The organism is Ramlibacter sp., from assembly GCF_029866045.1.
Lineage (GTDB): Bacteria > Pseudomonadota > Gammaproteobacteria > Burkholderiales > Burkholderiaceae_C > Ramlibacter.
Window position 1 is genome coordinate 1 of record NZ_JARXAB010000021.1, and the last position, 22,400, is coordinate 22,400.

The 22,400-nt window shown below is 68.1% G+C and carries 25 protein-coding genes; 10 read left to right on the forward strand and 15 right to left on the reverse strand.

The window, feature by feature from the left end:
* From QE494_RS01575 to QE494_RS01630, 12 genes are all read right to left on the reverse strand, one after another.
* Positions 1 to 228 (reverse strand): photosynthetic reaction center cytochrome c subunit family protein (locus QE494_RS01575; protein WP_300040843.1); only part of this gene is annotated, 228 nt, incomplete at its 3' end.
* Positions 229 to 236: 8 nt separating this feature from the next.
* Entirely contained in the window at positions 237 to 1,208 is a 972-nt protein-coding gene (gene pufM, locus QE494_RS01580; protein ID WP_300040846.1) for a photosynthetic reaction center subunit M, read from the reverse strand.
* Between the two features lie 16 nt (positions 1,209 to 1,224).
* Positions 1,225 to 2,064, reverse strand: coding sequence for a photosynthetic reaction center subunit L (gene pufL / locus QE494_RS01585; protein WP_300040848.1), 840 nt, complete (start codon positions 2,062 to 2,064; stop codon positions 1,225 to 1,227).
* Positions 2,065 to 2,167: 103 nt separating this feature from the next.
* A complete protein-coding gene (gene pufA, locus QE494_RS01590; protein WP_300040850.1) occupies positions 2,168 to 2,365 on the reverse strand; it encodes a light-harvesting antenna LH1, alpha subunit in 198 nt (65 codons plus the stop codon).
* 10 nt (positions 2,366 to 2,375) lie between these two features.
* Entirely contained in the window at positions 2,376 to 2,600 is a 225-nt protein-coding gene (locus tag QE494_RS01595; protein ID WP_300040853.1) for a hypothetical protein, read from the reverse strand.
* A gap of 32 nt (positions 2,601 to 2,632) precedes the next feature.
* Positions 2,633 to 2,779 (reverse strand): light-harvesting antenna LH1, beta subunit, encoded by a 147-nt coding sequence (gene pufB / locus QE494_RS01600; protein WP_300040855.1) that lies wholly within the window; start codon positions 2,777 to 2,779, stop codon positions 2,633 to 2,635.
* A 120-nt stretch (positions 2,780 to 2,899) separates the two neighbouring features.
* Complete coding sequence (bchZ, locus tag QE494_RS01605) at positions 2,900 to 4,420, reverse strand: chlorophyllide a reductase subunit Z (RefSeq protein WP_300041129.1); 1,521 nt, start codon at positions 4,418 to 4,420, stop codon at positions 2,900 to 2,902.
* 20 nt (positions 4,421 to 4,440) lie between these two features.
* Entirely contained in the window at positions 4,441 to 6,009 is a 1,569-nt protein-coding gene (bchY, locus tag QE494_RS01610; RefSeq protein WP_300040857.1) for a chlorophyllide a reductase subunit Y, read from the reverse strand.
* A 28-nt stretch (positions 6,010 to 6,037) separates the two neighbouring features.
* Entirely contained in the window at positions 6,038 to 7,042 is a 1,005-nt protein-coding gene (locus QE494_RS01615; RefSeq protein ID WP_300040859.1) for a chlorophyllide a reductase iron protein subunit X, read from the reverse strand.
* A gap of 1 nt (position 7,043) precedes the next feature.
* Complete coding sequence (gene bchC, locus QE494_RS01620; RefSeq protein WP_300040861.1) at positions 7,044 to 7,991, reverse strand: chlorophyll synthesis pathway protein BchC; 948 nt, start codon at positions 7,989 to 7,991, stop codon at positions 7,044 to 7,046.
* 72 nt (positions 7,992 to 8,063) lie between these two features.
* The gene (locus QE494_RS01625; RefSeq protein ID WP_300040863.1) at positions 8,064 to 9,239 is read right to left on the reverse strand and encodes a methyltransferase; all 1,176 of its coding nucleotides are present in this window, start codon (positions 9,237 to 9,239) and stop codon (positions 8,064 to 8,066) included.
* Positions 9,236 to 10,186: a polyprenyl synthetase family protein gene (locus tag QE494_RS01630; RefSeq protein ID WP_300040865.1), complete on the reverse strand. Its 951-nt coding sequence runs from the start codon at positions 10,184 to 10,186 to the stop codon at positions 9,236 to 9,238. The genes QE494_RS01625 and QE494_RS01630 overlap by 4 nt, the downstream gene beginning before the upstream one ends.
* Before the next feature lie 174 nt (positions 10,187 to 10,360).
* Here QE494_RS01630 and ccmA point away from each other — a divergent pair, with 174 nt between their 5' ends.
* Genes ccmA through QE494_RS01675 form a run of 9 tightly spaced genes read left to right on the forward strand, consistent with a single transcriptional unit; the run spans position 10,361 to position 16,644 of the window.
* Positions 10,361 to 10,990 carry a cytochrome c biogenesis heme-transporting ATPase CcmA gene (gene ccmA / locus QE494_RS01635; RefSeq protein WP_300040866.1) on the forward strand — a complete coding sequence of 210 codons (630 nt, stop codon included), beginning with the start codon at positions 10,361 to 10,363 and terminating at the stop codon, positions 10,988 to 10,990.
* Positions 10,991 to 11,013: 23 nt separating this feature from the next.
* The gene (gene ccmB / locus QE494_RS01640) at positions 11,014 to 11,775 is read left to right on the forward strand and encodes a heme exporter protein CcmB (RefSeq protein WP_300040868.1); all 762 of its coding nucleotides are present in this window, start codon (positions 11,014 to 11,016) and stop codon (positions 11,773 to 11,775) included.
* A 4-nt stretch (positions 11,776 to 11,779) separates the two neighbouring features.
* Entirely contained in the window at positions 11,780 to 12,592 is an 813-nt protein-coding gene (gene ccmC / locus QE494_RS01645; RefSeq protein ID WP_300040870.1) for a heme ABC transporter permease CcmC, read from the forward strand.
* Positions 12,589 to 12,816 (forward strand): heme exporter protein CcmD, encoded by a 228-nt coding sequence (gene ccmD / locus QE494_RS01650; protein WP_300040872.1) that lies wholly within the window; start codon positions 12,589 to 12,591, stop codon positions 12,814 to 12,816. The genes ccmC and ccmD overlap by 4 nt, the downstream gene beginning before the upstream one ends.
* Entirely contained in the window at positions 12,813 to 13,247 is a 435-nt protein-coding gene (ccmE, locus tag QE494_RS01655; protein WP_300040874.1) for a cytochrome c maturation protein CcmE, read from the forward strand. Before ccmD ends, ccmE begins: the two co-directional genes overlap by 4 nt.
* The gene (locus QE494_RS01660) at positions 13,244 to 15,316 is read left to right on the forward strand and encodes a heme lyase CcmF/NrfE family subunit (protein ID WP_300040877.1); all 2,073 of its coding nucleotides are present in this window, start codon (positions 13,244 to 13,246) and stop codon (positions 15,314 to 15,316) included. The genes ccmE and QE494_RS01660 overlap by 4 nt, the downstream gene beginning before the upstream one ends.
* Positions 15,313 to 15,855, forward strand: coding sequence for a DsbE family thiol:disulfide interchange protein (locus QE494_RS01665; protein WP_300040879.1), 543 nt, complete (start codon positions 15,313 to 15,315; stop codon positions 15,853 to 15,855). Before QE494_RS01660 ends, QE494_RS01665 begins: the two co-directional genes overlap by 4 nt.
* Positions 15,848 to 16,330, forward strand: coding sequence for a cytochrome c-type biogenesis protein (locus QE494_RS01670; RefSeq protein ID WP_300040881.1), 483 nt, complete (start codon positions 15,848 to 15,850; stop codon positions 16,328 to 16,330). The genes QE494_RS01665 and QE494_RS01670 overlap by 8 nt, the downstream gene beginning before the upstream one ends.
* Entirely contained in the window at positions 16,327 to 16,644 is a 318-nt protein-coding gene (locus tag QE494_RS01675) for a hypothetical protein (protein WP_300040883.1), read from the forward strand. Before QE494_RS01670 ends, QE494_RS01675 begins: the two co-directional genes overlap by 4 nt.
* A gap of 139 nt (positions 16,645 to 16,783) precedes the next feature.
* On the opposite strand, the gene bchO is transcribed toward QE494_RS01675, so the two are convergent.
* The 3 genes from bchO to bchI form a co-directional block, all read right to left on the reverse strand.
* On the reverse strand, positions 16,784 to 17,704 hold the full coding sequence (bchO, locus tag QE494_RS01680) for an alpha/beta fold hydrolase BchO (RefSeq protein ID WP_300040885.1): 921 nt from the start codon (positions 17,702 to 17,704) through the stop codon (positions 16,784 to 16,786).
* 38 nt (positions 17,705 to 17,742) lie between these two features.
* Entirely contained in the window at positions 17,743 to 19,605 is a 1,863-nt protein-coding gene (locus tag QE494_RS01685; RefSeq protein ID WP_300040888.1) for a magnesium chelatase subunit D, read from the reverse strand.
* A gap of 78 nt (positions 19,606 to 19,683) precedes the next feature.
* The gene (gene bchI, locus QE494_RS01690) at positions 19,684 to 20,709 is read right to left on the reverse strand and encodes a magnesium chelatase ATPase subunit I (protein WP_300040890.1); all 1,026 of its coding nucleotides are present in this window, start codon (positions 20,707 to 20,709) and stop codon (positions 19,684 to 19,686) included.
* 257 nt (positions 20,710 to 20,966) lie between these two features.
* Between bchI and QE494_RS01695 the strand changes: the two genes are divergently transcribed.
* On the forward strand, positions 20,967 to 22,400 hold the full coding sequence (locus QE494_RS01695; protein WP_300040892.1) for a hypothetical protein: 1,434 nt from the start codon (positions 20,967 to 20,969) through the stop codon (positions 22,398 to 22,400).

The window sequence follows — 22,400 nt, forward strand, 5'->3', positions numbered from 1 at the left end:
CTTGGCCTTGGGGCCATCGGCCGGCACAGCGGGCAGGGCCACAGGAACCTCGTTGGCCGCGATACTGGCGGGGATGGTGCTGGGGTTGACCACCTGCACCATGCCGGTACCGCGGTAGCCGTGCTGGACCGACTCCATCGGGGGCCGCTCGCAGGCGGCCAGGAGCAGGACGGAGGCAGCGGCCAGCAGGCGCGCGCCGTGACGCATCAGCGTGTGGGTTCGGGTCATGGCGTGGCTCACGGCTTGACTCCCAGGGAAGGATCGGAGACGGCAGGGAAGACGTCCGGGTACATCGGTGCAACGCCGTGCTTGATGGCCCACAGGTACCAGTTGTCGACGACGGTGCCGGTCAGCAAGATGCCGATGCCACCAGTGAGCGGGCACAGCACCGCGAACCACCAGGCCCAGCGGTGAATGGACTCCATCGTGGCGTTGAAGCCCATGGTCCAGCGCCAGAACAGGGCGGCGCGCTCCGAGGCAGTGCCGCGGTCGACGATCTGCTCGATCTCACGCTCGCCACCGTAGCGGCCGACCGCCAAGATGGTGGCGCCGTGCATCGCGAACAGCAGGACCGAGCCATAGAGGAACACGATCGAGAGCGCGTGGAAGGGGTTGTAGAACAGGTTGCCGTAACGCAGCGAGAAAGCGGCCGTCCAGTCCAGGTGCGGGAAGATGCCGTAGGGCACCGCCTCGCTCCAGGAGCCCATGAGAATGGGGCGGAACAGGCCGAGCACCAAGAACAGCCAAATCGCCGCAGCGAAGGCCCATGGAATATGGGTGCCCATGCCCAGCTCGCGGGCACGCCGGTAGGTACGCGCCCACCAAAGCATGACCGAGGCCAGCAGGAAGAGGCTGGCGATCATGTACCAGCCGCCCTGGTTCATCGGCGGCAGCGACAGACCGTACTGGGGCGGCGGCGGCTCCAGCGCCAGCCAGAACAGCTGACGCACGAACTGCACCGGGTCCCAGCCGACCTGGGCAAGCATGTTGAAGCCGATGATGTTGAAAGCCAGTGTGCCCAAAATAAGGGACGCCAGTCCCAGACCGCCCAGATAGATCGGTCCGAGCTGGGCGTTACCCAGCTTACCGGCCCAGTAGTTGATCCAGGGTTGTCCGGTGCGGGGGCTGTTGCCGTGCCCCAGGGGCACGCCCATGTGCAGCGGCCCAGTGGCCTGCACGGTGGTAAAGAGGTTCTGGTATTGAGCCATCAGAAAATCCCTCGGTTTATTGGAGCGGCCACTGCGACCAGATGGGCAGGTTCAGCCACCAACCCCACCACTCGGGCCAGCCGCGGCTCCAGAAAGGCCCGCTGATCACGATGCACAGGGCGGAGAACAGGCCGGACGCCAGCGCCAGGAACAAGCCCACGCGGTGAATGCCCAGGGTGCCCACCGAGTAGCCGACGATGTCGCGGAAGTAGGTGTCCTCGTGCTCGGGGGTCTTGACCACCTGGCCCTTGGGCGGGTTGGTCGATGACAGCACCAGGGCGCCGTGCAGCGAGAGGGCCAGGGTCGTGGTGAAGAAAAAGCTCACCGCGATCATGTGCGCCGGGTTGTAGTGGAAATGCAGGTACTGGTAGCCGACGTTCGACACCCAGTCGAGGTGACTGAAGATGCCGTAGGGGAAGCCATGGCCCCAGGCGCCCAGCAGCACCGGGCGCACAACGACCAGGGTCACATAGGCAATGATGGCCACGCTGAACGCTGCGGGCACGTGATAGCCCATGCCCAGCTTGCGGCAGATCTCGACCTCGCGCATGGCCCAGGAGCCAAATGCGCCGATTGCGCAAATGGTGATCAACTGCCACAGGCCACCCTCCATGAGCGGCGCCGCGCGCAGGCCATAGGACAGGTCCGGTGGTGCGATGCTGATCTGCCAGAGGTTCCAGGTGGGCCCTTGCGAGGCGCCCCAGAGAATCAGCGCCGTGCCAAGCAGGGCGAAGAACATCGTGGTGATGCCGAAGAAGCCAACGTAAAACGGGCCCATCCAGAAATCGAACAGGTCTCCGCCAAGCAGGGTCCCGCCGCGGACTCGGTATTTCTTCTCAAAACTGAGCATAGCCATAGGGCTCTCCTGCCTCAGGGAAATGGAAACAATTCGGGGCGTACGCCGCGGGGGCTGTGCCAGATCACCACGTCTGGAGACAGCTCCCGGGGCTATCGCCGGATCAGGACGACTTGGGCGTAGCTGCCGGCAGCGGGGCGTTTTGCGCCGCTGCGGCCGGTGCCTTCTTGGCACCGTCAAGCCAGTTGAACTTGTTCGTGCTGAGCAGAATGAGATGGATCATTGCTGCCAGGCCGAACAGGAAAATGCCCTGAACGACCATCGCGCGAAGGGGGTCATAAAGACGCCAGACTCTCCACATGGTGTAACTCCTAGGAAATATGAGACAAGAGGGTGTAGACCGCGGCCCGGGTCCCTGAGAACACGTTGTCCATGTTCTCTGCGCCCGGCAACCAGCCTTTCCAGTGCAGTCCGACCAACTGGCCGAGCAGCGCCACGGAAAAGAGCACCACGAAGCAGGGAACGAAAACAATCAGCAGGCTGCGGTCCACCGAGGGGGCGGGCGTCCTGCGTGCGTGAGCGAAGGGTTGGGTCATGATCGACTCCTTGATTTAGCTAGCGGTTCGAATCAGCTGAACCAGGGCCGCCAGGCCCAGACCAGGGCATGGGCGATCACGGCGACAGCCGCGAATCCCACAAATCCTTGGGTCCAGTACTGATGGAACTCCTGAGCCTCTTCGTCGGTCAGGCCGGAAATAGATGTCCGATTCGACATGCGACTGCTCCTTTTAGAAAAAGGCCTCACGGCCTGCGCTGCGCCCAACCCGCGCAACCTGGGTGGCCGTGGCGGGATGCCACGACATGCCTTGCATTCCTGTCCTGCAGACGGTGCGGCTCATGTCGCCACCTCCGCTGCCAGGCTCGAACCCCAACCCAGCGACACTCCGGCGCGCTCCACATGGGCGGGCTCTACACGCTCGCTGCCTTGGTCACGCGCACCGCGCTCGGCCTCGTCACGCAGCCGCTTGGCCGCCGAAATCTGCACCAGCACCGGCTGGCTGGCCACCAGTCGATGCAGCAGCGCCTGCGCGCTCTCATCCCAGGGCACATCGGGCGCGCCGGCAATGCCGCGTGCCAGCGTGGCATCGACACGGTCCATGTCGGTGGCCAGCGGCAGGATGTGGAACAGCGCGTCGAAGAGGGCGTTGCAGACCTCCTGCACCAGGTAGGTCGCGCCGCTGTAGCCCATAAAGGGGGTTCCCGTGTGGCGGCGGATGATGGCCCCGGGAAAGGACGCTGGTATGAACGCCGGCCGCATCGGGCTGGCGCCGCCGGCCTCGGCCAGGTACATGCGTTCGTTGAAGCTGCCAAAAAGAATCAAGGGCGGCTTGCTATGCACCAACTCGCGCACGCGGGCGTTGTCGGTTTTCTCGCCGGGCTTGCGTGCCACATGGAAGCGGCAAGGCAGACCCATTTCCTCTTCGAGGAAGTTGCGGATGCCGCGGGTGTAGGTCTCGGTCGCGACCACGGCAAAGCTGGCGGTGGAGAAAAAATCCTGCGTCACCGAGCGCCACAAGTCCCAGAGAGGTTTGAGGGTCGTGTGTCTTTCGCGTTCGATGAAGGGCTCGGGATCCAAGTTCAGCAGCTCACCGAGCTTGCGCAGGAAAAGCGTTGTCGAGTGCAGCCCGATGGGCGCCTGCAGGTACGGGCGGTCCAGGAGCTCGCACAGGCCGCGACCGAATTCGCGGTACATGCAGATGTTGACGTCGGCCTCCACCAGGCGCGAGACCTCGGCCAGGTGGCTGCCCAGGGGAAAGACCAGGTTGATGTCGGCGCCGATGCCTTGCACCAGGCGGCGGATCTCGGCGATGTCACTGGGGCTGTTGAAGGTGCCGTAGCAGGGGCCGATGATGTTGACCCGCGGCTTCTCGCCTTCCTTGCGCTCACGCGGCGGGACCTTCTTCATGCCGTACTCGGTCCAAAGCCAGCTCATGGCGCGGTTGGCGCACTGCCACTGGTCTTCGTCGATGGTGCGCGGCAAAAAGCGCATCAGGTTGGTGCCTTCGGGCGTGACGCCGCCACCGATCATTTCGGCGATCGAGCCGGTCACCACCACCGCAGGCAGTTCGGGGTCAAGCACCGCGTGGGCGCGCTTCATTGCGCCTTCGGTGCCTTCGCGTCCGAGCTGTTCTTCGGCCAGGCCGGTGACGACGATGGGCAATTCGTGCGGAGGCAGCGCGTCGGTGTAGTGCAGCACCGAGGTCACGGGCAGGTTCTCGCAGCCCACCGGGCCGTCGATCACCACTTGCAAACCCTTGATCGCGGTGAACACATACACCGCGCCCCAGTAACCGCCTGCGCGGTCATGGTCGATGACGAAATTGGGCTTGACCGGCAGCTTGGCCACCGTCGGCATCGGGGTCGGGGTCGGAGCGCTCATGAGCCCATCTCCTCCGCTTTGCGCTTTTTCTTGGCCTTCTCGTTCATGCGCTTCACATCGGCGCGGAAGGCGGGGAATTGGCGTGGCACCTCGGCCCACACGCCGGCCTCGTCACCTTGGCCGGCGCCGCCGAAGAATTCCTTCATGCGGTCGAAGCGCTGCTGGTTTCCGATCGCGCCGTTGATCACCTGAATCAGCGAGCCGGCACCGGCCACGCCCATGAGCGGGCGAGCAGAAATGAGGTTGGTGAAATACAGCGAGGGGATGCAGGCTTCCTTGGCGGCCTGCACCACCGGGGTAGTGCCGATCGCCAGCTGGGGCTTCCATTCATGGAACGCGGCGATGTCTTGTTCGAGCGAAGCGCGGAACTGCACATGCACGCCCTTGGACTGAAGCCACGCGGCGTCCTGCGCGTTCCAGGGGGTGGCCGGACAGGCCGAGCCCACGTAGCGCAGGTCAGCACCGCACTCGACCAGCAGACGCGCCACCAGCAGCTCGGAACCTTCGTAGCCCGAGAGCGTGATGCGGCCCTGGATCTTTTGCTGCGACAACACGCCGCGCATCGCGGCCTGCGCGGCGTTGCGAGCGGCGTCGATCTTGTCTTGCGACACACCCGTGGCTTGGCCAATGGCGCCGAGCCAGTCGTGCGTGCCCTCAACACCGACGGGTGCGGAGCCCACGATCGGACGACCCGCGGCCTGGAACTCCCGCACGCTGGCGGTGTAGAAGGGGTGGATGGCTGCCACCGCTGCGCAGTCAAGCGCCGCATAGAGCTCGCGCCACTCGCGTGTGGGCACCACAGTCCCCACCGCCAGGCCCATGGGAGCGATCATCTGGGCGATGCCGGGCGGGTCGGCCGGGAACATTTCCCCCAGCAGCGTGATCGAAGGCTTGTCGCTGCGCGCCTGGCGCGGCGCGGCCACCGGGCCGGCCTCGGCCTCGGTGCGGGCGTAGCGCAGCATCGCACCGGCGAGCACGTCCTTGGCCTCGGCATGCGTGGGCACGCCAAAACCCGGCACGTCGATGCCGATGATGCGCACGCCGTTGATTTCTTTGGGCAGCAGTTGCAGCGGCACGCCGCTGGCCGTCGGCACGCACAGGTTGATGATGACGATGGCGTCGTACTTGGCCGGATCCGCCTGGTCGTAGACCGAATCGCGGATGTCCTCGAACAGCTTGCCGGTCACCAGCGTCTCGCTGTTGAACGGCACATAGCCCACGCTGCGGCGGGCGCCGTAGAAGTGCGAGGTGAAGGTCAGGCCATACACGCAGCACGCCGATCCCGAGAGGATGGTGGCAGTGCGGCGCATGCGCAGACCCACCCGCAGCGAGCCGAACGCCGGGCACATGCTTTGTGGCTGATCGTGCGGGCCGGCGTCGGCCTTGCGCGGATAGTCGGCGGCATATTGCGCGAGGATCTCGCCCTTGCCAGCAGACAGGGCGGCCTGCTGCATCGCGTCCTTGCCGGCGTGGCAGCCCAGGCCATCGGCGGAAGGCGCGATGGCCGTGGCAGACACCGACGTCACATCGGCCGGAGCCGGCTGAATGGGAATGATGCGGTCCATGGTGCGGCGCGTGTGGTTCGGACGTCGCTTACGCGGCGTCGTAAATCACTTCCAGGGTGGGCTTGATCACATGCTCGACGCCGGTCATGTCGGCCATCGTGGCCGGCTGCAGGACCACGTTGCGGCCCACGACGTCGGAGCTGAAAAGTGCCAGCAGTTCGTCCTGCGTCTGCGGCTTCGGACGCTTCGGAGGCGCCTCGGCGACATTGGTGGCCAGCTCCTCGAAGAGGGAGGCCCACTCGGTGCCGGGACGGCCGATGATTTCGTAAGAGGCGCTCTTGCGGCGAATGTCCTCGTTGGCCGGGATCGCGGCCAGCACCGGGATGCCAGCGTTGGCGGCGAATGCCTGCGCTTCGCCCGTGCCGTCGTCCTTGTTGATCACCATGCCGGCAACGCCGACGTTGCCGCCGAGCTTGCGGAAGTATTCGACCGCGCTGCACACGTTGTTGGCCACGTAGAGCGACTGCAGGTCGTTGGAGCCGACCACGATCACCTTCTGGCACATGTCGCGTGCGATCGGCAGGCCGAAGCCGCCGCAGACCACGTCGCCCAGGAAGTCGAGCAGCACGTAATCAAAGCCCCAGTCGTGGAAGCCGAGTTTTTCCAGGGTCTCGAAGCCGTGGATGATCCCGCGCCCGCCGCAGCCGCGGCCGACCTCGGGGCCGCCGAGCTCCATCGCGAACACGCCGTCGCGGATGAAGCAGACGTCACCGATGGACACGCTCTCGCCGGCCAGCTTCTTCTTCGAAGAGGTCTCAATGATGGTCGGGCAGGCCTTGCCTCCGAACAGCAGGCTGGTGGTGTCGCTCTTGGGGTCGCACCCAATGAGCAGCACCTTCTTGCCCTGCTGGGCCATCATGTAGGAGAGGTTGGCGAGGGTGAAGCTCTTTCCGATGCCGCCCTTGCCGTAGATCGCGATGATCTGGGTTTCTTTGGTGGGCGCGCCGGTGTGCACCGGGTCGGGCGCCTGCGCCGCTTCGCGACGAAGGGTTTCAACAAAGCGCACAGGTTGACTGTTTTCTTGGGATGCCATCTCAGTTTCTCCAGTCCAAAACCATCTTCAGACACAAGGGATCGCCGAACGCCGCCTCATAGGCCTGCTGTGCGCGGGACGGCGTCTCGACGTGTGTGACCAGGCCGTCCAGTGACAGCCGGCCCTCTTCGACCAGCTGGGTGACCGCCAGCAAGTCAGGCCGTTTCCATTCGGCGGCCACGCGGATGCGGGCCTCACGGAGGAAGGCGGGGGTATAGGAAAAGGCCAGATCGCCCTTGTAGAAGCCGGCCAGCACCACTTCGCCTCCCATTTGCAGGCGCGGAATGGCCTTGTGCAGGATGGCGGAGTCACCGCTGACGTCGTAGATCGCGCGGTAGTCCTTGCGGCCGTCTTCGTCCGGGTGGATGACGGGGTAGCCTTCAGCCCCCGTGCGGCGCTGTGCCTGCGTCTCCCACACCGTGGGCGGCGTCAGGCCGGCGGCTACCGTGAGCCGCGCCAGCAAGCGGCCGACGACACCGTGGCCGATGATGAGGTCCGGCGGTGTGGCCGGTTCGCCGCGGCCGCCCAAGGCCACCGCGTGATAGGCCGTCGCCGCCAGCGCCAGAAGCGTTGCTTTTTCGCCCAGCGATTCAGACACCTTCACCACACGGCTCGCCGGGGCCAGCAGGCGCGAGCCCGCGCCGCCAAAGAGGTTGTGCACGCCGTCGAAGCTGTAGGAGCCCGGCACGAACACCGTATCCCCTTCGCGCAGGGCGCTCTCGGCCGGCGCCCGTCGCACCCGTCCCACCGTCTCGTAGCCCGGGACCAGGGGGTAGCCCATGCCAGGGAAGGGCGGCATGCTGCCATCCCAAAGCAGGCGTTCGGTACCGGTGCTGATGCCGCTGTGCAGGACCTCGATCTCGAGGTCCTCGGGCGCAGGGGCGCGCAGCGGCAGCTTCTTGACTGACAGCTGGAGCGGGGCCTGGAACACGATGGCGGAGGCATGCATGACGTGTATTCTTTGCTTGACTTTGATATGTGTCAACCCACATTGACACTCAGACGTCCCTAAAGGGCCCGTTTAGGGGTAAACACCGGTCTTTCTGCCCACCAGAATGCGGCCGTGCAGGGGCATGGGGTTGGGCACCAGTTCTAGGTGGCTAAAGCCTGCCTCCGCCATGAGGCCCATCAGCTCGGCAGGGGTGCGCAGGCGTCCGGCGCCCATGGCCAACAGATAGAAGTGGTAATACGCATCGCCGGCGGCAGGGGCACAGTCCGGGTCGGCCATGGGCTCGGCCAACAGCAAGGTGCCACCGACGGGCAGGGCCGCGTGGATCGCCGCCAGCAGCGGCCGGACCACCGAATCCGGGTGGTCATGCGCCACACGCAGCAGGGTGATGAGGTCGGCGCCGGTGGGGAGGGGGTCGTGAGCAAAGCTGCCGCCATGCACCGCGACGCGGCCTTCCATCCCGGCCTGAACCATCTGCTGGCGGGCCAGCTGGGCCACCGGCGGCAGATCAAAGAGCTTGAGTTGGAGGGCGGGCGCATGGCGGGCCAAGGCGCGGATCCACGCCCCGAGGCCGCCACCCACGTCCATCACGCACTGGTGCTCGGCGAAGGGATAGGCCGCGAGCAGCTCCTCAATGAGAAAGCCCTGCGAGCTGGCCATGAGCTCCGAGTAGCGAGCCACCTGGCTGCCATCCCAGCGGCTGGAGCTGCCGGAGTCAGAGCCCTCGGTGTAAGGCCAGTAGGCCTGGAGGCTGGCGGCCCGCCCGCGCAGCAGCGCCAGCGGATCCCGCAGGTCCTCGTAGAGGACCGCATGGTGTTCAATCATGCCGCGCAGGCCAGGGTCGGCGGCCACCGGTCGGCCCAGGGGGCCCAGACCGTAGCGGCCACCGCCGCGCAGCGCCAGCAGCTCAATGGCGACCGCCGAGCTCAGCAGGCGCTCTAGCGCTTCCGCTGGCATACCCGTGAGCGATGCCAGCTCGTCCAGGGTCCGAGGCCGCTCGAAAACATGCTCGAAAACGCGCAAACGTACGCAAGCCAGCAGGACCTGGGAATGGACAAAGCCAGCCATCACCCCGAACAGCCGCTCGGCGCGGCGCTGGGTCATCCAGCGGGCGAAGGGCAGCGCCAGGGCGCGGCGATAGAGAGACGGCTGGGCCATCCAGCGGTCGATCCGGGCATCCAGGGCGCGGCGCCAGGCGGGCCGCTCGGGCAGGGGAAGGGGGCGCAGGCCCAAGTGGGAGGCGGTCATCCGGCCACCCCGCGCAAGGCGCTGACGCTGCTTGAGCCAGCATTGCTCGGAGCGAGCACCATGCCCGCCTCCTCCAGCAGCCGGGTGCAGGCGACCTGCGGGACCAGCCGCTCGGATTCGCTGCGGACCAGGCGGCAGAGCGACTCGCGGCTGGGGCAGTCGGGAACTGAATCCACCGCAGCCTGCATCAGACCCTGGAAATGCTGCAGGGCGCCCACCAGCCCGAGGTCGGCCGCCGCACTGGGGCGGCCGTGTTGGGCATCCTGGCCCACGGGCTTACCCAGCAGGACCGCATCCCCGAGAACGTCCCGGATGTCGTCGGCCACCTGATAGGCCTCACCGAGGCATTCGCCCAGGCGTGCCCAGGGGGCGGCAGGCTGGCCGGCAGCCAGCGCGCCGGCGCAGGTCGAGGCCACGAACAAGGCGCCGGTCTTGGCTTGCTGGTAACGGCTCAGATCCACCCGTGGCTCGCACTCCCAGGCTTGGCCGCCGACGATGCCGTCGGTCGCGCCGGTGCAACGGGCCACCAGGGCCAAAAGCGCCGGAAGCCTTGCGAGCTGGGCCGGACTGCAGCCATCGGCGCCGCGGCCGAGGGCTTCGAAGGCCATCACGATCAAGGCGTCGCCGGCCAGCAGGGCCAGGGGCTCGCCCCAGGCCTTGTGCACCGTGGGTCGCCCGCGCCGCAGGTCGGCGTCGTCGAAGCAGGGCATGTCGTCATGCGCCAGCGAGGCGCAGTGGAGCAGCTCGATCGCGGTCGCCGCTGCATCCGACAGGGCCGGCGCGTCCTCGCTGCAGGCTTTGGCCACGGCCAGGCACAACTGCGGCCGTATGCGGGCGCCGCCTGGAAACACGGCATGACGCATCGCGGCCAGCAGGCGTGGCGGCGCATGCGGGCCCTCCGCCAGCATGAACTGGCGCTCGAGCGCAGATTCGATCCGATTGGCCATGGAGCACCCCCGGGGAAGCAGGCCGCGGTATCGCTGCCTTTACACTTCAATGTGTCAATCTAGCATGACGGTTTAGATTGTCAACGAGGGCTTTCAGGGGATTCCCTTTGATGTAAATCTTTTTCGGGTGTTATAAGTGTCAACCTAATGTGACACTTCCTGGAGAAGGGGCCCATGGCCGGATCGGTATCGCTGGAGCTGAAGGACGTCGCCTGCGTGCGCGGGGGACGGCTATTGTTCGAGCGGCTGTCCCTGCGGCTTTCGGCTGGGCAATGGCTGCAGGTGGCCGGGGAGAACGGGGCGGGCAAGAGCAGCTTGCTGCGCTTGGTCGCCGGCCTGCTGCCGCCCGCCAGCGGCGAGTTGCTCTGGCGGGGCGCGCCGATGGCGCCACAGCGCGAAAGGCTCGGGCTGGAACGGCTGTACCTCGGCCATGAACCGGCGCTCAAGGAAGATCTGAGCGCGCTCGAGAACCTGCTGGCCGCCTGTGCCATCGCGGGCGAGCCGGTCACGCGCAACCAGGCACTCGAGGCCTTGGACCAGGCCGGGCTGGCCGGCAGCACCCACCGACCGGCACGCCAGCTCTCCCAAGGGCAGCGCCGGCGCTGCGCCTTGGCCCGCTTGCCGCTGTCGCGCCGGCGCCCGCTCTGGGTTCTGGACGAAGCCTTCAACGCACTGGACACCGCCGCCTGCGACTGGCTGGCCGGTCAAGTGCGGCGCCACCTCCAGGCGGGCGGCCTGGCGGTACTGACCAGCCACCAGACGCTGCCACTCGGGGGCCCCCCTCCGCTGGCCCTCCAACTCTGAACAGCCCCCAACTGCCCACGACCATGTCAGCGGTATTGCCACCCTCCCACACCGTCAGCGCGCGCGCATTGGCCGCGCCGAGCGATGTGGAGCCCGGCCCGAGCCTGGGCAGCCTGGTGGGCGCCGCTTGGGCACTGGCGCTGCGGGACCTGCGCCTGGCCGGCCGCCGGCGCACCGACACCCTCGCGAGCCTCGCCTTCTTCGTGATGGCTAGCAGCCTGTTCCCGCTGGCCCTCGGTTCCGAGCCGGCGCTGCTCGCCCGGCTGGCAGGCGGCGTGCCTTGGGTCGCTGCCCTGCTGGCAAGCCTGCTGCCGCTGGCGCGCTTGTTCGAAGATGACCGGGCCGACGGCACGCTCGAGCAGCTGGTGCTGTCACCCCACCCCCTGCCAGTGCTGGTTCTGGGAAAAGTGACTGCTCACTGGCTAGCGAGCGGTATTCCTCTGGCCCTGGTCGCACCGCTGATCGCGCTGCAGTACGGCCTGCCCGTGGAGGCCCTGCTCGTTTTGCTCGCGTCATTGCTGCTGGGCACACCCATCCTCAGCCTTCTGGGGGCGGTTGCGGCCGCGCTGGCGACGGGCCTGCGCGGTGGCGCTCTGCTGCTCTCGCTGATGGTGCTGCCCCTGTCGGTCCCGGTATTGGTCTTCGGCTGCGGCGCAGTGGACGCGGTGCTGAGCGGGCAGTCGCCCGCGGGCGCCCTCTCGCTGCTGGGGGCCGGCCTGCTGCTCGCGCTGGCGGGCGCGCCCGCGGCGTGCGCCGCCGCACTGCGCATCTCGGTGGAGGCTTGAACGCATGGCCGCACAGACCCTGTTTCGCTTTGCCGCGCCACAGACCTTTTATCCGCTGGCAGGCCGTTTGGCCTGGCTAGCCGCCGGGTCGGCAGTGGTGCTGGCCGCAATCGGCCTGTGGATCGGCCTGGTGATTGCGCCCACCGATGCGCAGCAGGGCGAGGCCTACCGGATCATCTTCGTGCACGTACCCGCGGCCTGGATGTCGATGCTGATCTACCTGGTGATGGCCGGCTGGGCCGCGGTCGGCCTGGTGTTCAACGCCCGGCTGGCGTCGACGCTGGCGCGTGCACTCGCACCCACCGGTGCGCTCATGACCTTCCTGGCCCTGTGGACCGGCGCCCTCTGGGGCAAGCCCACCTGGGGCACCTGGTGGGTCTGGGACGCGCGGCTCACGTCCGAGTTGATGCTGCTGTTTCTCTATCTGGGCTTCTTGGCCCTGCATGGCGCCATCGAGGACCCGCGCCGCGCCGACCGAGCAGCCGCCCTGCTGGCTTTGGTGGGCGTGGTCAACGTGCCCATCATCTACTTCTCTGTCATCTGGTGGAACACGCTGCACCAGGGGGCCTCGGTGAGTTTGACCCGGGCACCGAGCATGGCCACGACGATGCTGGCCGGCATGCTGGTCATGGCACTGGCGTTCTGGATGTACACCATCGCGGTCACGCTGTGGCGGGCGCGGCTGCTGGTGCTCGAGCGCGAGGCGCATGCGCCCTGGGCGCAGCGGGCCCGAAAGGCGCTGGCGGGCAAGGGTGAAGGCGCGGGACCGGGCGCGGACTCGCCGCTCGGCCCGTCCGTGGGGGAGGCCATGCGATGAGCGGCCTGACCTGGGAGACCCTCTCGGCCTGGCTCGCCATGGGTGGCTACGGCCTCTATGTGTGGGGCTCGCTGGGCATGTGCGCGGCGGTCTTCGCCGGCGAGTTGCTGTCACTGCGGGCGCAGCGCCGGGCGCTGGCAAAAGATGATTCACAAGCTCAGGGGGCCGCGGCTCAAACACCCGCGCGCCGACCCGTGCTTACGCAACAGGAGCAAGACGCATGACACCCCGCCGACGCCGCGCACTGATGGTGCTGGCCTGCCTGGCCCTGATGGCCGGGGCCAGCGCGCTGGTGCTCAACGCATTCCGTAGCAATCTGGTGTTCTTTTTCAGTCCGACACAGGTCGTGCGCAGCGAAGCGCCGCAGGGGCGCAACTTCCGGGTCGGCGGCCTGGTAGAGGCCGGCAGCGTGGCGCGCGAACCCGGCGGTCTGACGCTGCGCTTCGTGGTGACCGATGGCGCGCACCGTGTGCCGGTCACCTACACCGGTCTGCTGCCCGACCTGTTCCAGGAGGGCAAGGGCGTGGTCGCCCAGGGCCGCCTGAATGCGGAGGGCCTGTTCCGCGCCGACACGGTGCTGGCCAAGCACGACGAGAACTACATGCCGCCCGAGGCCGCTGCGGCGCTGCAGGCAGCAAAGGGGTCGACGCAATGATCGTCGAGCTCGGTCACTTCGCGCTGGCCCTGGCCCTGGCGGTCGCTCTGGCCCAGGGGCTGCTGCCGTTATGGGCCACCCGTCACGCGCACCGCGATCCGGCTCAGGGCCCGGCACCGGCACTGGCCGCCTGGGCCGCGCCCGCAGCCCAGGTGCAGTTCGCGCTGCTCCTGCTGGCCTATGCAGCGCTGACCAGCGCCTTCGTCAATGACGACTTCTCGGTGGCACTGGCCGCGGGTCACTCGCACAGCGATCTGCCGCTCGTCTACAAGTTGACCGCAGTCTGGGGCAACCACGAGGGCTCGGTCCTGCTGTGGGCGCTGGTCCTGGCCGGCTGGTCAGCGGCGGTCTCATGGCGCTCGGCGACCTTGGACCCGATCACCCGCGCCCGGGTGCTGGGCGTGATGGGCTTGATCAGCACCGGCCTGCTGCTGTTCACTTTGACCGTCTCCAGCCCCTTCACCCGGCTGCTGCCGGGTGCAGCCGAGGGCCGCGATCTCAACCCCCTGCTGCAGGACCCGGGTATGGCCCTGCACCCGCCACTGCTGTACCTGGGCTATGTGGGGCTGGCCGTGCCCTTCGCCTTCGCAGTCGCGGCCTTGCTCGCGGGCCGCCTGGACGCCGCCTGGGCCCGCTGGACCCGGCCCTGGACGCTGGCGGCCTGGTGCTTTCTCACCCTGGGTATCGCCCTGGGCAGCTTCTGGGCCTATTACGAGCTGGGCTGGGGCGGCTGGTGGTTCTGGGACCCGGTGGAAAACGCCTCGCTCATGCCCTGGCTGCTGGCAACCGCGCTGATCCACGCGCTGGCCGCGACCGAGAAGCGCGGCGCGCTGCAAGCCTGGACGGCCTTCCTGGCGCTGTCCGCCTTTGCGCTCTCGCTGATGGGAACCTTCATCGTGCGCTCGGGTGTCCTGAGTTCGGTCCATGCCTTCGCCACCGACCCAGCGCGGGGCATGTTCATCCTGGCCTTCCTGGTGCTGGTGGGCGGCGGCTCGTTCCTGCTGTTCGCGCTGCGGGCGCCCGCGCTCGGTGCAGGCCGTGGCTTCGCGGCCCTCTCGCGCGAGTCGCTGCTGCTGGCGGGGAACCTGCTGCTGTCCGTGGCGACAGCGGCGGTGCTTCTGGGCACGCTCTATCCACTGCTGATTGACGCGCTGGGCCTGGGCAAGCTGTCGGTCGGCCCGCCGTATTTCGAGGCGGTGTTTGTCCCGCTGATGGCACCGGCCCTCTTTCTCATGGGCGTGGCCCCGCTGGCGCGCTGGGGCGATGCGCCGGCAGCGCCATTGGCGCGGCGCCTGCGCGGCGCCGCACTGGCCGCTGGCGTGGGTGCGGTGGCGGCGGTATTGCTGGTACATGGCGCGGTCGGCATGGCGGTGGGCTTTGGACTGGCCACCTGGATCGTCGCCTCGGGCCTGGTGTCCCTGACCGAACGGCTGCGCCAGGCACCAGCTGGCACACGCTGGCGGCGCCTGGGCGGCAGCGCTGGCGGCATGCTGCTGGCGCACGCGGGGGTGGCGGTCTTCGTGGTCGGCGTGACCGGGGTTCGCCACCTGCACAGCGAGCATGACCTGCGCATGGCCATCGGCGACGAGGCGCGCGTGGGTGGCCATGTCTTCCGCCTCGAGAGCCTGGGCCAGCGGGCCGGGCCGAACTACATCGCCCTGGGCGCCACGCTCACCGTCAGCCGCGACGGCGAGGTGGTCGCGGTGCTGCGGCCCGAGCGACGCCAGTACGTCAGCAGCCGCATGCCGATGACCGAGGTGGCCATCGACCGGGGCCTCATGCGTGACCTCTATGTCGCCTTGGGCGACCCCCTACCCCCCGACGCCCTGGGCATCCGCATCCACCACAAGCCGCTCGTGAACTGGATCTGGGGCGGCTGCGTGCTCATGGCGCTCGGCGGTCTGCTGGCGGCCACCGATCGGCGCTACCGGGTGGCAGCTGGCCAGGCCGCCGGCGAACCTGAGGCGCCGGCGTTGCCGGCGCAAACCGGCGAGCCCTTGCCCGCCTTGCGCAGCGCGCAGGCGGCCGTCACGCCATCCACCGCCGCACCCCAGGAGCGGCCCGCATGATCACGCGTCGATGGGTGCGCATGGCGCTGCCGCTGGCGGTGTTCGTCGCCCTGGCGGCCTTGCTGGCCATGGGCCTGGGCCGCGACCCGCGCGAGTTGCCTTCACCCCTGGTGGGTCGCCCTGCGCCGGCCTTCCGCGTCCCGGTGCTGGTTGGGGCGGGGGGCCCACAGATCGCGCGCGATGACCTGCGCGGTGAGGTGTGGCTGCTCAATGTCTGGGCGTCCTGGTGCGCGGCGTGTCGCATCGAGCACCCCGTGCTGGTGGACTTTGCGCGCGACGGCGCGCTGCCGGTCTACGGCCTGAATTACAAGGACACCACCCCCGAAGCGCTGCGCTGGCTGGCCGCGCACGGCGACCCCTACCGGGCCTCGCTGAGCGACCCGGACGGGCGACTCGGAATGGAGTTTGGCGTCTACGGCGTGCCCGAAACTTTTCTGATCGACCAGCAGGGCGTGATCCGCTTCAAGCATGTGGGTCCACTCACACCCGCCGTGCTGCAGGACGAGGTCATGCCCTTGGTGCGGAGGCTGCGTGGCTAGCGCCGCAGGGTGGGCAAGCCGACGTCACGCAGGGTGGCTGCGGGCCTGGGCCTGCGCAGCGGCTCTGCTGCTGTCTGCCTGGGTCGGCCTGGGTGTGGGTATCGCCCGGGCCGGAGAGGCGCGGCCTGTGGCCGAAGACCCCGCGCTCGAGTTGAGGGTCATGGCCCTCGCTGAGGAGTTGCGCTGCGTGGTGTGCCAGAACGAGACGATTGCTGCCTCGCAGGCCGAACTCGCGCGCGACCTGCGGGCCCAGATCCGCCAGCAACTGCGCGAGGGCCGCAGCCCCGAGGAGGTCATGGACTTCATGGTCGCCCGCTATGGCCAGTTCGTGCGCTATCGCCCGCCGCTTCAGGCCAGCACCTGGGCGCTGTGGCTCGGACCCTTTGCGCTGCTGGGGATCGCGGCCTTCGCCTGGTCACGCCAGATTCGCCGACCGCAGACATCACAGCCGATAGAAGAAGGAGCAAGCCCATGAATCCCAGCCTGCTGTTCGTGGTCGGCGCCGCCGCCCTCATCTTTCTGGTCCTGGCCGTCCTGCTGCCACCCCTGTGGCGGGAGCTGTCCTCGCGCGGTATTGCGCTGGTCCTGGCTGTCACCCTGCCTCTGCTCGCCGCCGGCGTGTATGCCGCGCGGGGACAGCCTGAGGCCTGGGAGGCGGCAGCCCGCGCGCCTGCGCCCGAGGACCTCGACGCCATGGCGACACGCATGCTGCAACGCTTCGAGGCTGGGGCGCGGGCAACCATGTCGGCCGCGGACCGGCCGGCGGCGAGCGGGACCCAGGCGCCCTGAGCAACACCTCCCACCGACCCCCTCCCACCGACACCTCCCACCGACGCCTCCCGCCGCCACGATCCGCAGCCCGGTGGGGACGGTTTCGCGAACGGTCAATCACTCACCGGTTCAGCGCCGGATCAGCGGCGGCAGCGCCTCAGCCCAGGTCCTGCCAGGCCAGAAGCAGGAGCGCGAGGACCGCGTGCGGCCGCTCCTCATGGGCCAGGTGCCCCAGCCCCTCCAGCGACACCTTCTTGACCCGCGCACGGCCCGGGGCCTCACGCGCCAGCCGGGCCACGAGCCGGTCCGCCTCCTGGGGAGGCACCGTGCCATCGAGCAGACCGACCAACAGCAAAAGCGGCGTCTCGAGTGAAGGCAGCGCTTCGGCCAGGGCCGGCAAATCCCAGTGGGCCATCATGCCCAGCGCGCCCTCCACATGCCCCGGGTTGGCAGCCAGGCGGCGGTACAGATCCTGTCCGCGCGCGTCCAGACGCGAGCCGGTGCTTTCCAGCAGGCGCTGCAGCACCTCCTCCTGACCGGCCCGCCAGGCAAAGAAGCGCGGCGCGCCAGGCATCACTGCCATCAGGCGCGCAGCCGGCGAGAAGATGCGCCCGGCCAGCCCCCCGAGCGGCAACAAGGCCCCATTGAGCGAGGCCAGCAGACGCGGTCGGACGGTGCCGTCCAGGCACATGCGGGCGCCGATCGCCGCGCCCGCCGAGTGGCCCACCACCAGGTCCGGGGCAAAACCTTCCGCAGCAAGCAACTGGGCCAGGGCGCCCGCCATGCCGGGCAATGAGAACTGGGAGGAGTAGGTGCCTCCGTCTGGCAGGCTGGTGAAGGCGTGTCCGGGTAGGTCGATGGCCAGGAGTTCGAAGTGCGCCTGCAGCAGCGGCGCGAAATCCCGCCAGGAATGGGTGGAAGAACCCGTGCCGTGAATCAGCAGCGCGCGCGGCGCGCCCGTCTGGGTCGGCGCAAAGCGCTGCACATGCCAGCGCAGCCCGGCCGCCTCGACAAACCGGCTGCGCCCGCGGTGCGGCCAGTCGAGGCCGTCGCGGTCCCAGTCCAGGCGGGGTTCCATGCGTGCCAAGGGTTCAAGGAGCGGTTTGCGCTCGTCGCTCAGCGCAGTCCGCTGGCCAGTCGCACCACGCCCGACATGGCCTTCGCATCGGCATACGGCAGTGGCAGATAGGCCGCGCCAAGGCGCTGGGCCAGCGCTTGCGCCGAGGCCTGCGGCTGCGGGCTGGTGTCCAGCAACAGGCTGCTCGCACCCAGGGCGCGCAGGGCCGCTGCGGAGGCCAGTGCGTCCTCGTTGGCGCGCTGGCGACCCGGGCTGCCGTCGCGGGCGATGTTGGCGCGGCCGTCGGTGAGCAGCACCACCACCGGCGTGTCGCCGGCGCGGCGCAGAGACTCCACCAGGCCGCGGGTGGCGTCGAGTGCGCTGGCCAGTGGCGTACCGCCGCCACCGGGCAGGCCCGCCAGGCTGCGCTTGGCGCGGACCAGGGAGCGGGTCGGCGCCAGCAGCAGATCTGCCTTTTGCCCGCGGAACCCCAGCACCGCGACGCGGTCACGGCGCACATAGCAATCAGCCAGGAGGAGTTCGACCGCGCCCTTGGCCTCGGCCAAGCGGTGCAGCGCCGAGGAGCCGGAAGCATCGACCACGAAGACCGTGGTGGTGGTGGTCCGCTGCTTGAAGCGGGCGACATGGAAGTCCTCGCGGCGCACATGAATGCGCCGGCGGTCGCCCGCGGGCAGCTCCCCCGCCGCAGCCGCCCGCAGCCGCTGCCAGGGCGCAGCGGCGCGCAGCGTGTCTAGCAAATGCAGACGCGCACCGCCGCGCGGCTCGCCGCGGCGAGCGCCGACCGGCCGACCGCGGTGCAGACCCTGGCGCAGCGCGCCGGACCGGCCACCGCCAGTGCCCTGGGTGCGCGCGGCGGCGCCCTGCGCGATCAGCGCCAGCAGGCCTGCAGGAATCGCGGCCTGGGCGGCCTCCACAAGGCGTTCGCCCAGGTCTTGGACGGACGCCTCGGCTTCCTGGTCCTGGTCCTTGTTCTGGTTTGGGTTCGTGTCACTGCCGGCATCAGCCGGTGGCGGGTCGGCGGGTGGCTGCGACTGTGCCTCGGCGGGCGGTTGCGGATCCGGGGCTTCGGGCGCCTCCGCCGGTTCGGGCCTTGCCTCTTGCTCGGGAGCCGGCGCCGGCAATCGTGTCGCGCGGTGCGCCAGCACCAAGCGGGCCGCCAGCGCGGCGTCCTCGGCGTCGACTTCTTCGCGCCCGTCCCAGGCCGCAGACGCCCGCGCTGACCGCAGCGCCAGCAAGGAGCCGCGCAGGGAGTCCACGCCCAAGGCCTGCGCCGCCTCGCACAGTGCCTGCACCATGGCCTCGCTCACACGGACCTGCGGCAGACGCGCGCGGGCCTGCTCCACGCTCTCGGCCTCCAGGCCGAGGCTGTCCAGCCCGCGCAAGCTGGCCTCGTCCACGCGAAAAGCCAGGCGCTCACGCAGGGAAGCCGGCACTTGCTCGTCCTCGTCCACGCCCTCGTCCAGCGCGAGCAGCCCGAAACGCGCAGGCAGGCGCCGCCCCAGGCCATCACGTTCGATGAGCACCTCGCCGGTGTCGAGCGAGGCGGCGATCAAGGCGGCGGACGCTCGCGGGAGGCGCTCGGCCATTGCCAAAGTGATCACCCCGCCATCGGCCTGCGCGAGCAGGCCCTGCTGCAACACCGGGCGCCCCACCTGCAGGGAAGCGGCAAAATCCAGCCCCCCCAAAAGTGCCGCCTCGCCGGCGCCAGAGGGCATCCGGCGCTGCGGCGTGGCGGGGGGCAGCAGGCGCCGGAAATGGGCCAGCCAGGCCTCGCGGTCGGGGCCATGCCCGCAGCGCAGCACGGCGCCGCCCAGGCCTGCCGGATCAATGGCCAGCAGGATGGCGGCCGCCAGCGCGTCCGGCTGGCGATCGGTCCCGAGGTCCTGAGAATCGGCGTTCATGTCCGGGTGATCAACGAGGTGCGCACAGGAAGAAGCAGCCGGCCCGTCGGGCCGCCCTGGCCCTCGGCGCCGCTGCGCTCATGTGGCGAATTCTTCGGCCACCGCGCGGTCGACCCGCACCGTCGAGCCCGCATCGTCCAGCGGGTTGCGACGCAGGCGATGCCGCAGCGCGGGCGCGGCCATGCGCCGCAGGTGATCGGGCGCCACCTCGCGTGCGCCCTCGAGCGCGGCCAAGGCGCGGGCGGCACGTATGAGGGTCAGGTCTCCGCGCAAGCCGTCGGTGCCCAGGGTCTGGCACAGGCGAGCGGCGCGCTCACGCACCGCATCCGGAATCTTGATCTCGGGCAACAGCTTGCGAGCCCGCAGCAATTGCCGGCGAATTTTCTCGTCCTGCTTTTGCCACTGGGCGGCAAAGCCCTCGGGGTCGTGTTCATACGCGTCGCGGCGCTTGACCACCTCGACCCGGTCCGCGAGCTCGCGCGGGGTGGCCACCTCAAGCGACAGCCCGAAGCGATCGAGCAGCTGCGGCCGCAGCTCGCCCTCCTCCGGGTTGCCGCTGCCCACCAGGACGAAGCGGGCCGGGTGACGGACCGACAGGCCCTCACGCTCGACCAGGTTCTCGCCCGAGGCGGCGACGTCGATCAGCAGGTCGACCAAATGGTCTTCCAGCAGGTTGACCTCGTCGATATAGAGAAAGCCCCGGTTTGCGCGGGCCAGCAGGCCCGGCTCAAAGGCCTTGATGCCCTGCGACAGGGCCTTTTCCAGGTCCAGCGCGCCGACGATACGGTCCTCGGTGGCGCCCAGAGGCAGGTCGACCACCGGCACCGGAACACGGCGGCTGGCGGGCTTTTTGCCAGCCGGCCGGGCGGCGCAGGCCTCGCACAGGCGACCCGAGCCAGCCGGGTCGCAGCCATAGGGGCAATTCGCCACGACGTCGATGGGGGGCAGCAGCGCCGCCAAAGCCCGGACCGCGGTGGACTTGCCCGTCCCGCGGTCGCCGAATACCAATACGCCACCGATGCCCGGATCGGTGGCGACGGCCAGGATGGCGAGTTTCATCTCGTCCTGGCCGACAAGGGCGGAGAAGGGAAAAGGAACAGCCATACGTCAATCTGTATTGACACTGAGTATGTCATATCCCCTGGAATTAAGGAGCACGCCTGAGGTCGGCGGTCTGCCTTGCGCCAATCGAGTCCCAAAAATGAGGGCGCGCCCTCCACAAGCTTGGCTTGGTGCTGACATGAAGTCCCGGCACGACAACCGGATGGGATCTGTTCAGTTGCGGCCCCTACTCATCCGGTCCACGGATCAGCACAAAGCCGATCTTCCCAAGCAACCGCTCCGACATCCAAAGGCACGCCATGCAAACCAGCACCCCCAGGCCGACAAGCCACCTGAATGCGATCCCCTTACCCTTCGTGCCCTTGGTTGGTTTGCCTGCGGTACCGAATACCCGGGACACCAAGGACACTAAATCCAGCAGCCGTAGCAACGCCCCCGTCGCTTCCCGGGGCCGTCCGCAGATTGCTGAGGTTGCATTCCAGCGCTGCCTGACGCCCGACTTGAGCCTGGAACAGGCTGCTGATTGGTTGAAACCGCTAATAGAACGAGGCGTCGCACTGACACCCGCCTTGGTGCAGAAGCTTCTCCCCAGGGTCAACGGAAGGGATCTGAATGACAAGCTGGCGAAAAAGATCATTTATGCCGCCGAGGAACGCTCCACCTCCCCATCCCGGCGCGCGGAGACGACGTACACCGAACAGCTGCCAGCCCCCGCCGCCGATGGTCCAGAGGGCCGCAGCAGCACGCTGCGGAAGTTTCATGTGGAGCGCCTTGGCGAAAGCAACACCTTCAGCCTGACCACCGCAGAGCGTGACGGTAAAGGAAACCCGACCACAAGCCGCAAGACCCTCCTCTCTGACATCCGCGGACCAGCCGCCCTCAAGGCAAACTTCTTCGAGCACCTGGCCCAATTAGATGAGTCGCCCAGGGATGCCACCGGACACCTGCGCGCCAGTCATGACCGCAACGCCTTCCCACGAACCTGGTCACTCGAAAAGATCGGACGGATCGTCGAGGAAGTGCTGGAAAAGAACGAGGGAAACATGCTCAGCGAGGACAGTGAGTGCAGATTCAAACCAATGGCGGTGGTGGAAGGCGGCCTGCCTGTTCGCGTGTTCTATCGATTTTTTCAGGAAAGGCACGACGCCGCTATCGTGGAAGCGGTAAAGGCGCACGAATTGGTGACGGCGTATCAGGCCAAGATCGACCAGGAGCAGGGCAACGTTGAGAAGGCCGACAAAGCGTTCCGGAGTTCTGAAAAACACACCAGTGAGCCTCTGCGTAGAGCACGTCAGAGCGCGACGGACAGCCTGAAGAAATTACAGGAAAAGATGGCAAACCACGAGGCCAATCTCGCGGCGGCATATGTGAAAGTGCGCGAAGAGAGGCGCTACTACGTCGTCACCGCGTTCATTGAGAACGTGGTCTCTGCCGGGTCGGTCGAAAACGACCAGGTCGACGAGGCAAATCGTCTGCTCACCGGAATCACCGAAGCGTCGATCAGAGAGTTCATGGCGACCAATTACAAGAAGGAAAATCTTTGGGTGACCCTGGCGATCGCTGAAACGGTGAACGCAAACGCAGACCGTACATGCCTCACCGCAAGGGATCAGGAAGCCCTGAGCAGAGCCATGAGCTTGCTTTGCGTGGGCGAATCCCGCCATCCTAGACACCAACGATTGATTGACGACACACGTCGTCAATTCACGATGCCGGACGGGTGGACCCGTTGA

Coding starts and splice junctions, on each gene's coding strand:
- pufM (WP_300040846.1), bottom strand. CDS start 1,208: ATGGCTCAATACCAGAACCTCTTTACCACCGTGCAGGCCACTGGGCCG.
- pufL (WP_300040848.1), bottom strand. CDS start 2,064: ATGGCTATGCTCAGTTTTGAGAAGAAATACCGAGTCCGCGGCGGGACC.
- pufA (WP_300040850.1), bottom strand. CDS start 2,365: ATGTGGAGAGTCTGGCGTCTTTATGACCCCCTTCGCGCGATGGTCGTT.
- QE494_RS01595 (WP_300040853.1), bottom strand. CDS start 2,600: ATGACCCAACCCTTCGCTCACGCACGCAGGACGCCCGCCCCCTCGGTG.
- pufB (WP_300040855.1), bottom strand. CDS start 2,779: ATGTCGAATCGGACATCTATTTCCGGCCTGACCGACGAAGAGGCTCAG.
- bchZ (WP_300041129.1), bottom strand. CDS start 4,420: ATGCCGACGGTGGCCAAGCTGCCGGTCAAGCCCAATTTCGTCATCGAC.
- bchY (WP_300040857.1), bottom strand. CDS start 6,009: ATGGACCGCATCATTCCCATTCAGCCGGCTCCGGCCGATGTGACGTCG.
- QE494_RS01615 (WP_300040859.1), bottom strand. CDS start 7,042: ATGGCATCCCAAGAAAACAGTCAACCTGTGCGCTTTGTTGAAACCCTT.
- bchC (WP_300040861.1), bottom strand. CDS start 7,991: ATGCATGCCTCCGCCATCGTGTTCCAGGCCCCGCTCCAGCTGTCAGTC.
- QE494_RS01625 (WP_300040863.1), bottom strand. CDS start 9,239: ATGACCGCCTCCCACTTGGGCCTGCGCCCCCTTCCCCTGCCCGAGCGG.
- QE494_RS01630 (WP_300040865.1), bottom strand. CDS start 10,186: ATGGCCAATCGGATCGAATCTGCGCTCGAGCGCCAGTTCATGCTGGCG.
- ccmA (WP_300040866.1), top strand. CDS start 10,361: ATGGCCGGATCGGTATCGCTGGAGCTGAAGGACGTCGCCTGCGTGCGC.
- ccmB (WP_300040868.1), top strand. CDS start 11,014: ATGTCAGCGGTATTGCCACCCTCCCACACCGTCAGCGCGCGCGCATTG.
- ccmC (WP_300040870.1), top strand. CDS start 11,780: ATGGCCGCACAGACCCTGTTTCGCTTTGCCGCGCCACAGACCTTTTAT.
- ccmD (WP_300040872.1), top strand. CDS start 12,589: ATGAGCGGCCTGACCTGGGAGACCCTCTCGGCCTGGCTCGCCATGGGT.
- ccmE (WP_300040874.1), top strand. CDS start 12,813: ATGACACCCCGCCGACGCCGCGCACTGATGGTGCTGGCCTGCCTGGCC.
- QE494_RS01660 (WP_300040877.1), top strand. CDS start 13,244: ATGATCGTCGAGCTCGGTCACTTCGCGCTGGCCCTGGCCCTGGCGGTC.
- QE494_RS01665 (WP_300040879.1), top strand. CDS start 15,313: ATGATCACGCGTCGATGGGTGCGCATGGCGCTGCCGCTGGCGGTGTTC.
- QE494_RS01675 (WP_300040883.1), top strand. CDS start 16,327: ATGAATCCCAGCCTGCTGTTCGTGGTCGGCGCCGCCGCCCTCATCTTT.
- bchO (WP_300040885.1), bottom strand. CDS start 17,704: ATGGAACCCCGCCTGGACTGGGACCGCGACGGCCTCGACTGGCCGCAC.
- QE494_RS01685 (WP_300040888.1), bottom strand. CDS start 19,605: ATGAACGCCGATTCTCAGGACCTCGGGACCGATCGCCAGCCGGACGCG.
- bchI (WP_300040890.1), bottom strand. CDS start 20,709: ATGGCTGTTCCTTTTCCCTTCTCCGCCCTTGTCGGCCAGGACGAGATG.
- QE494_RS01695 (WP_300040892.1), top strand. CDS start 20,967: ATGCAAACCAGCACCCCCAGGCCGACAAGCCACCTGAATGCGATCCCC.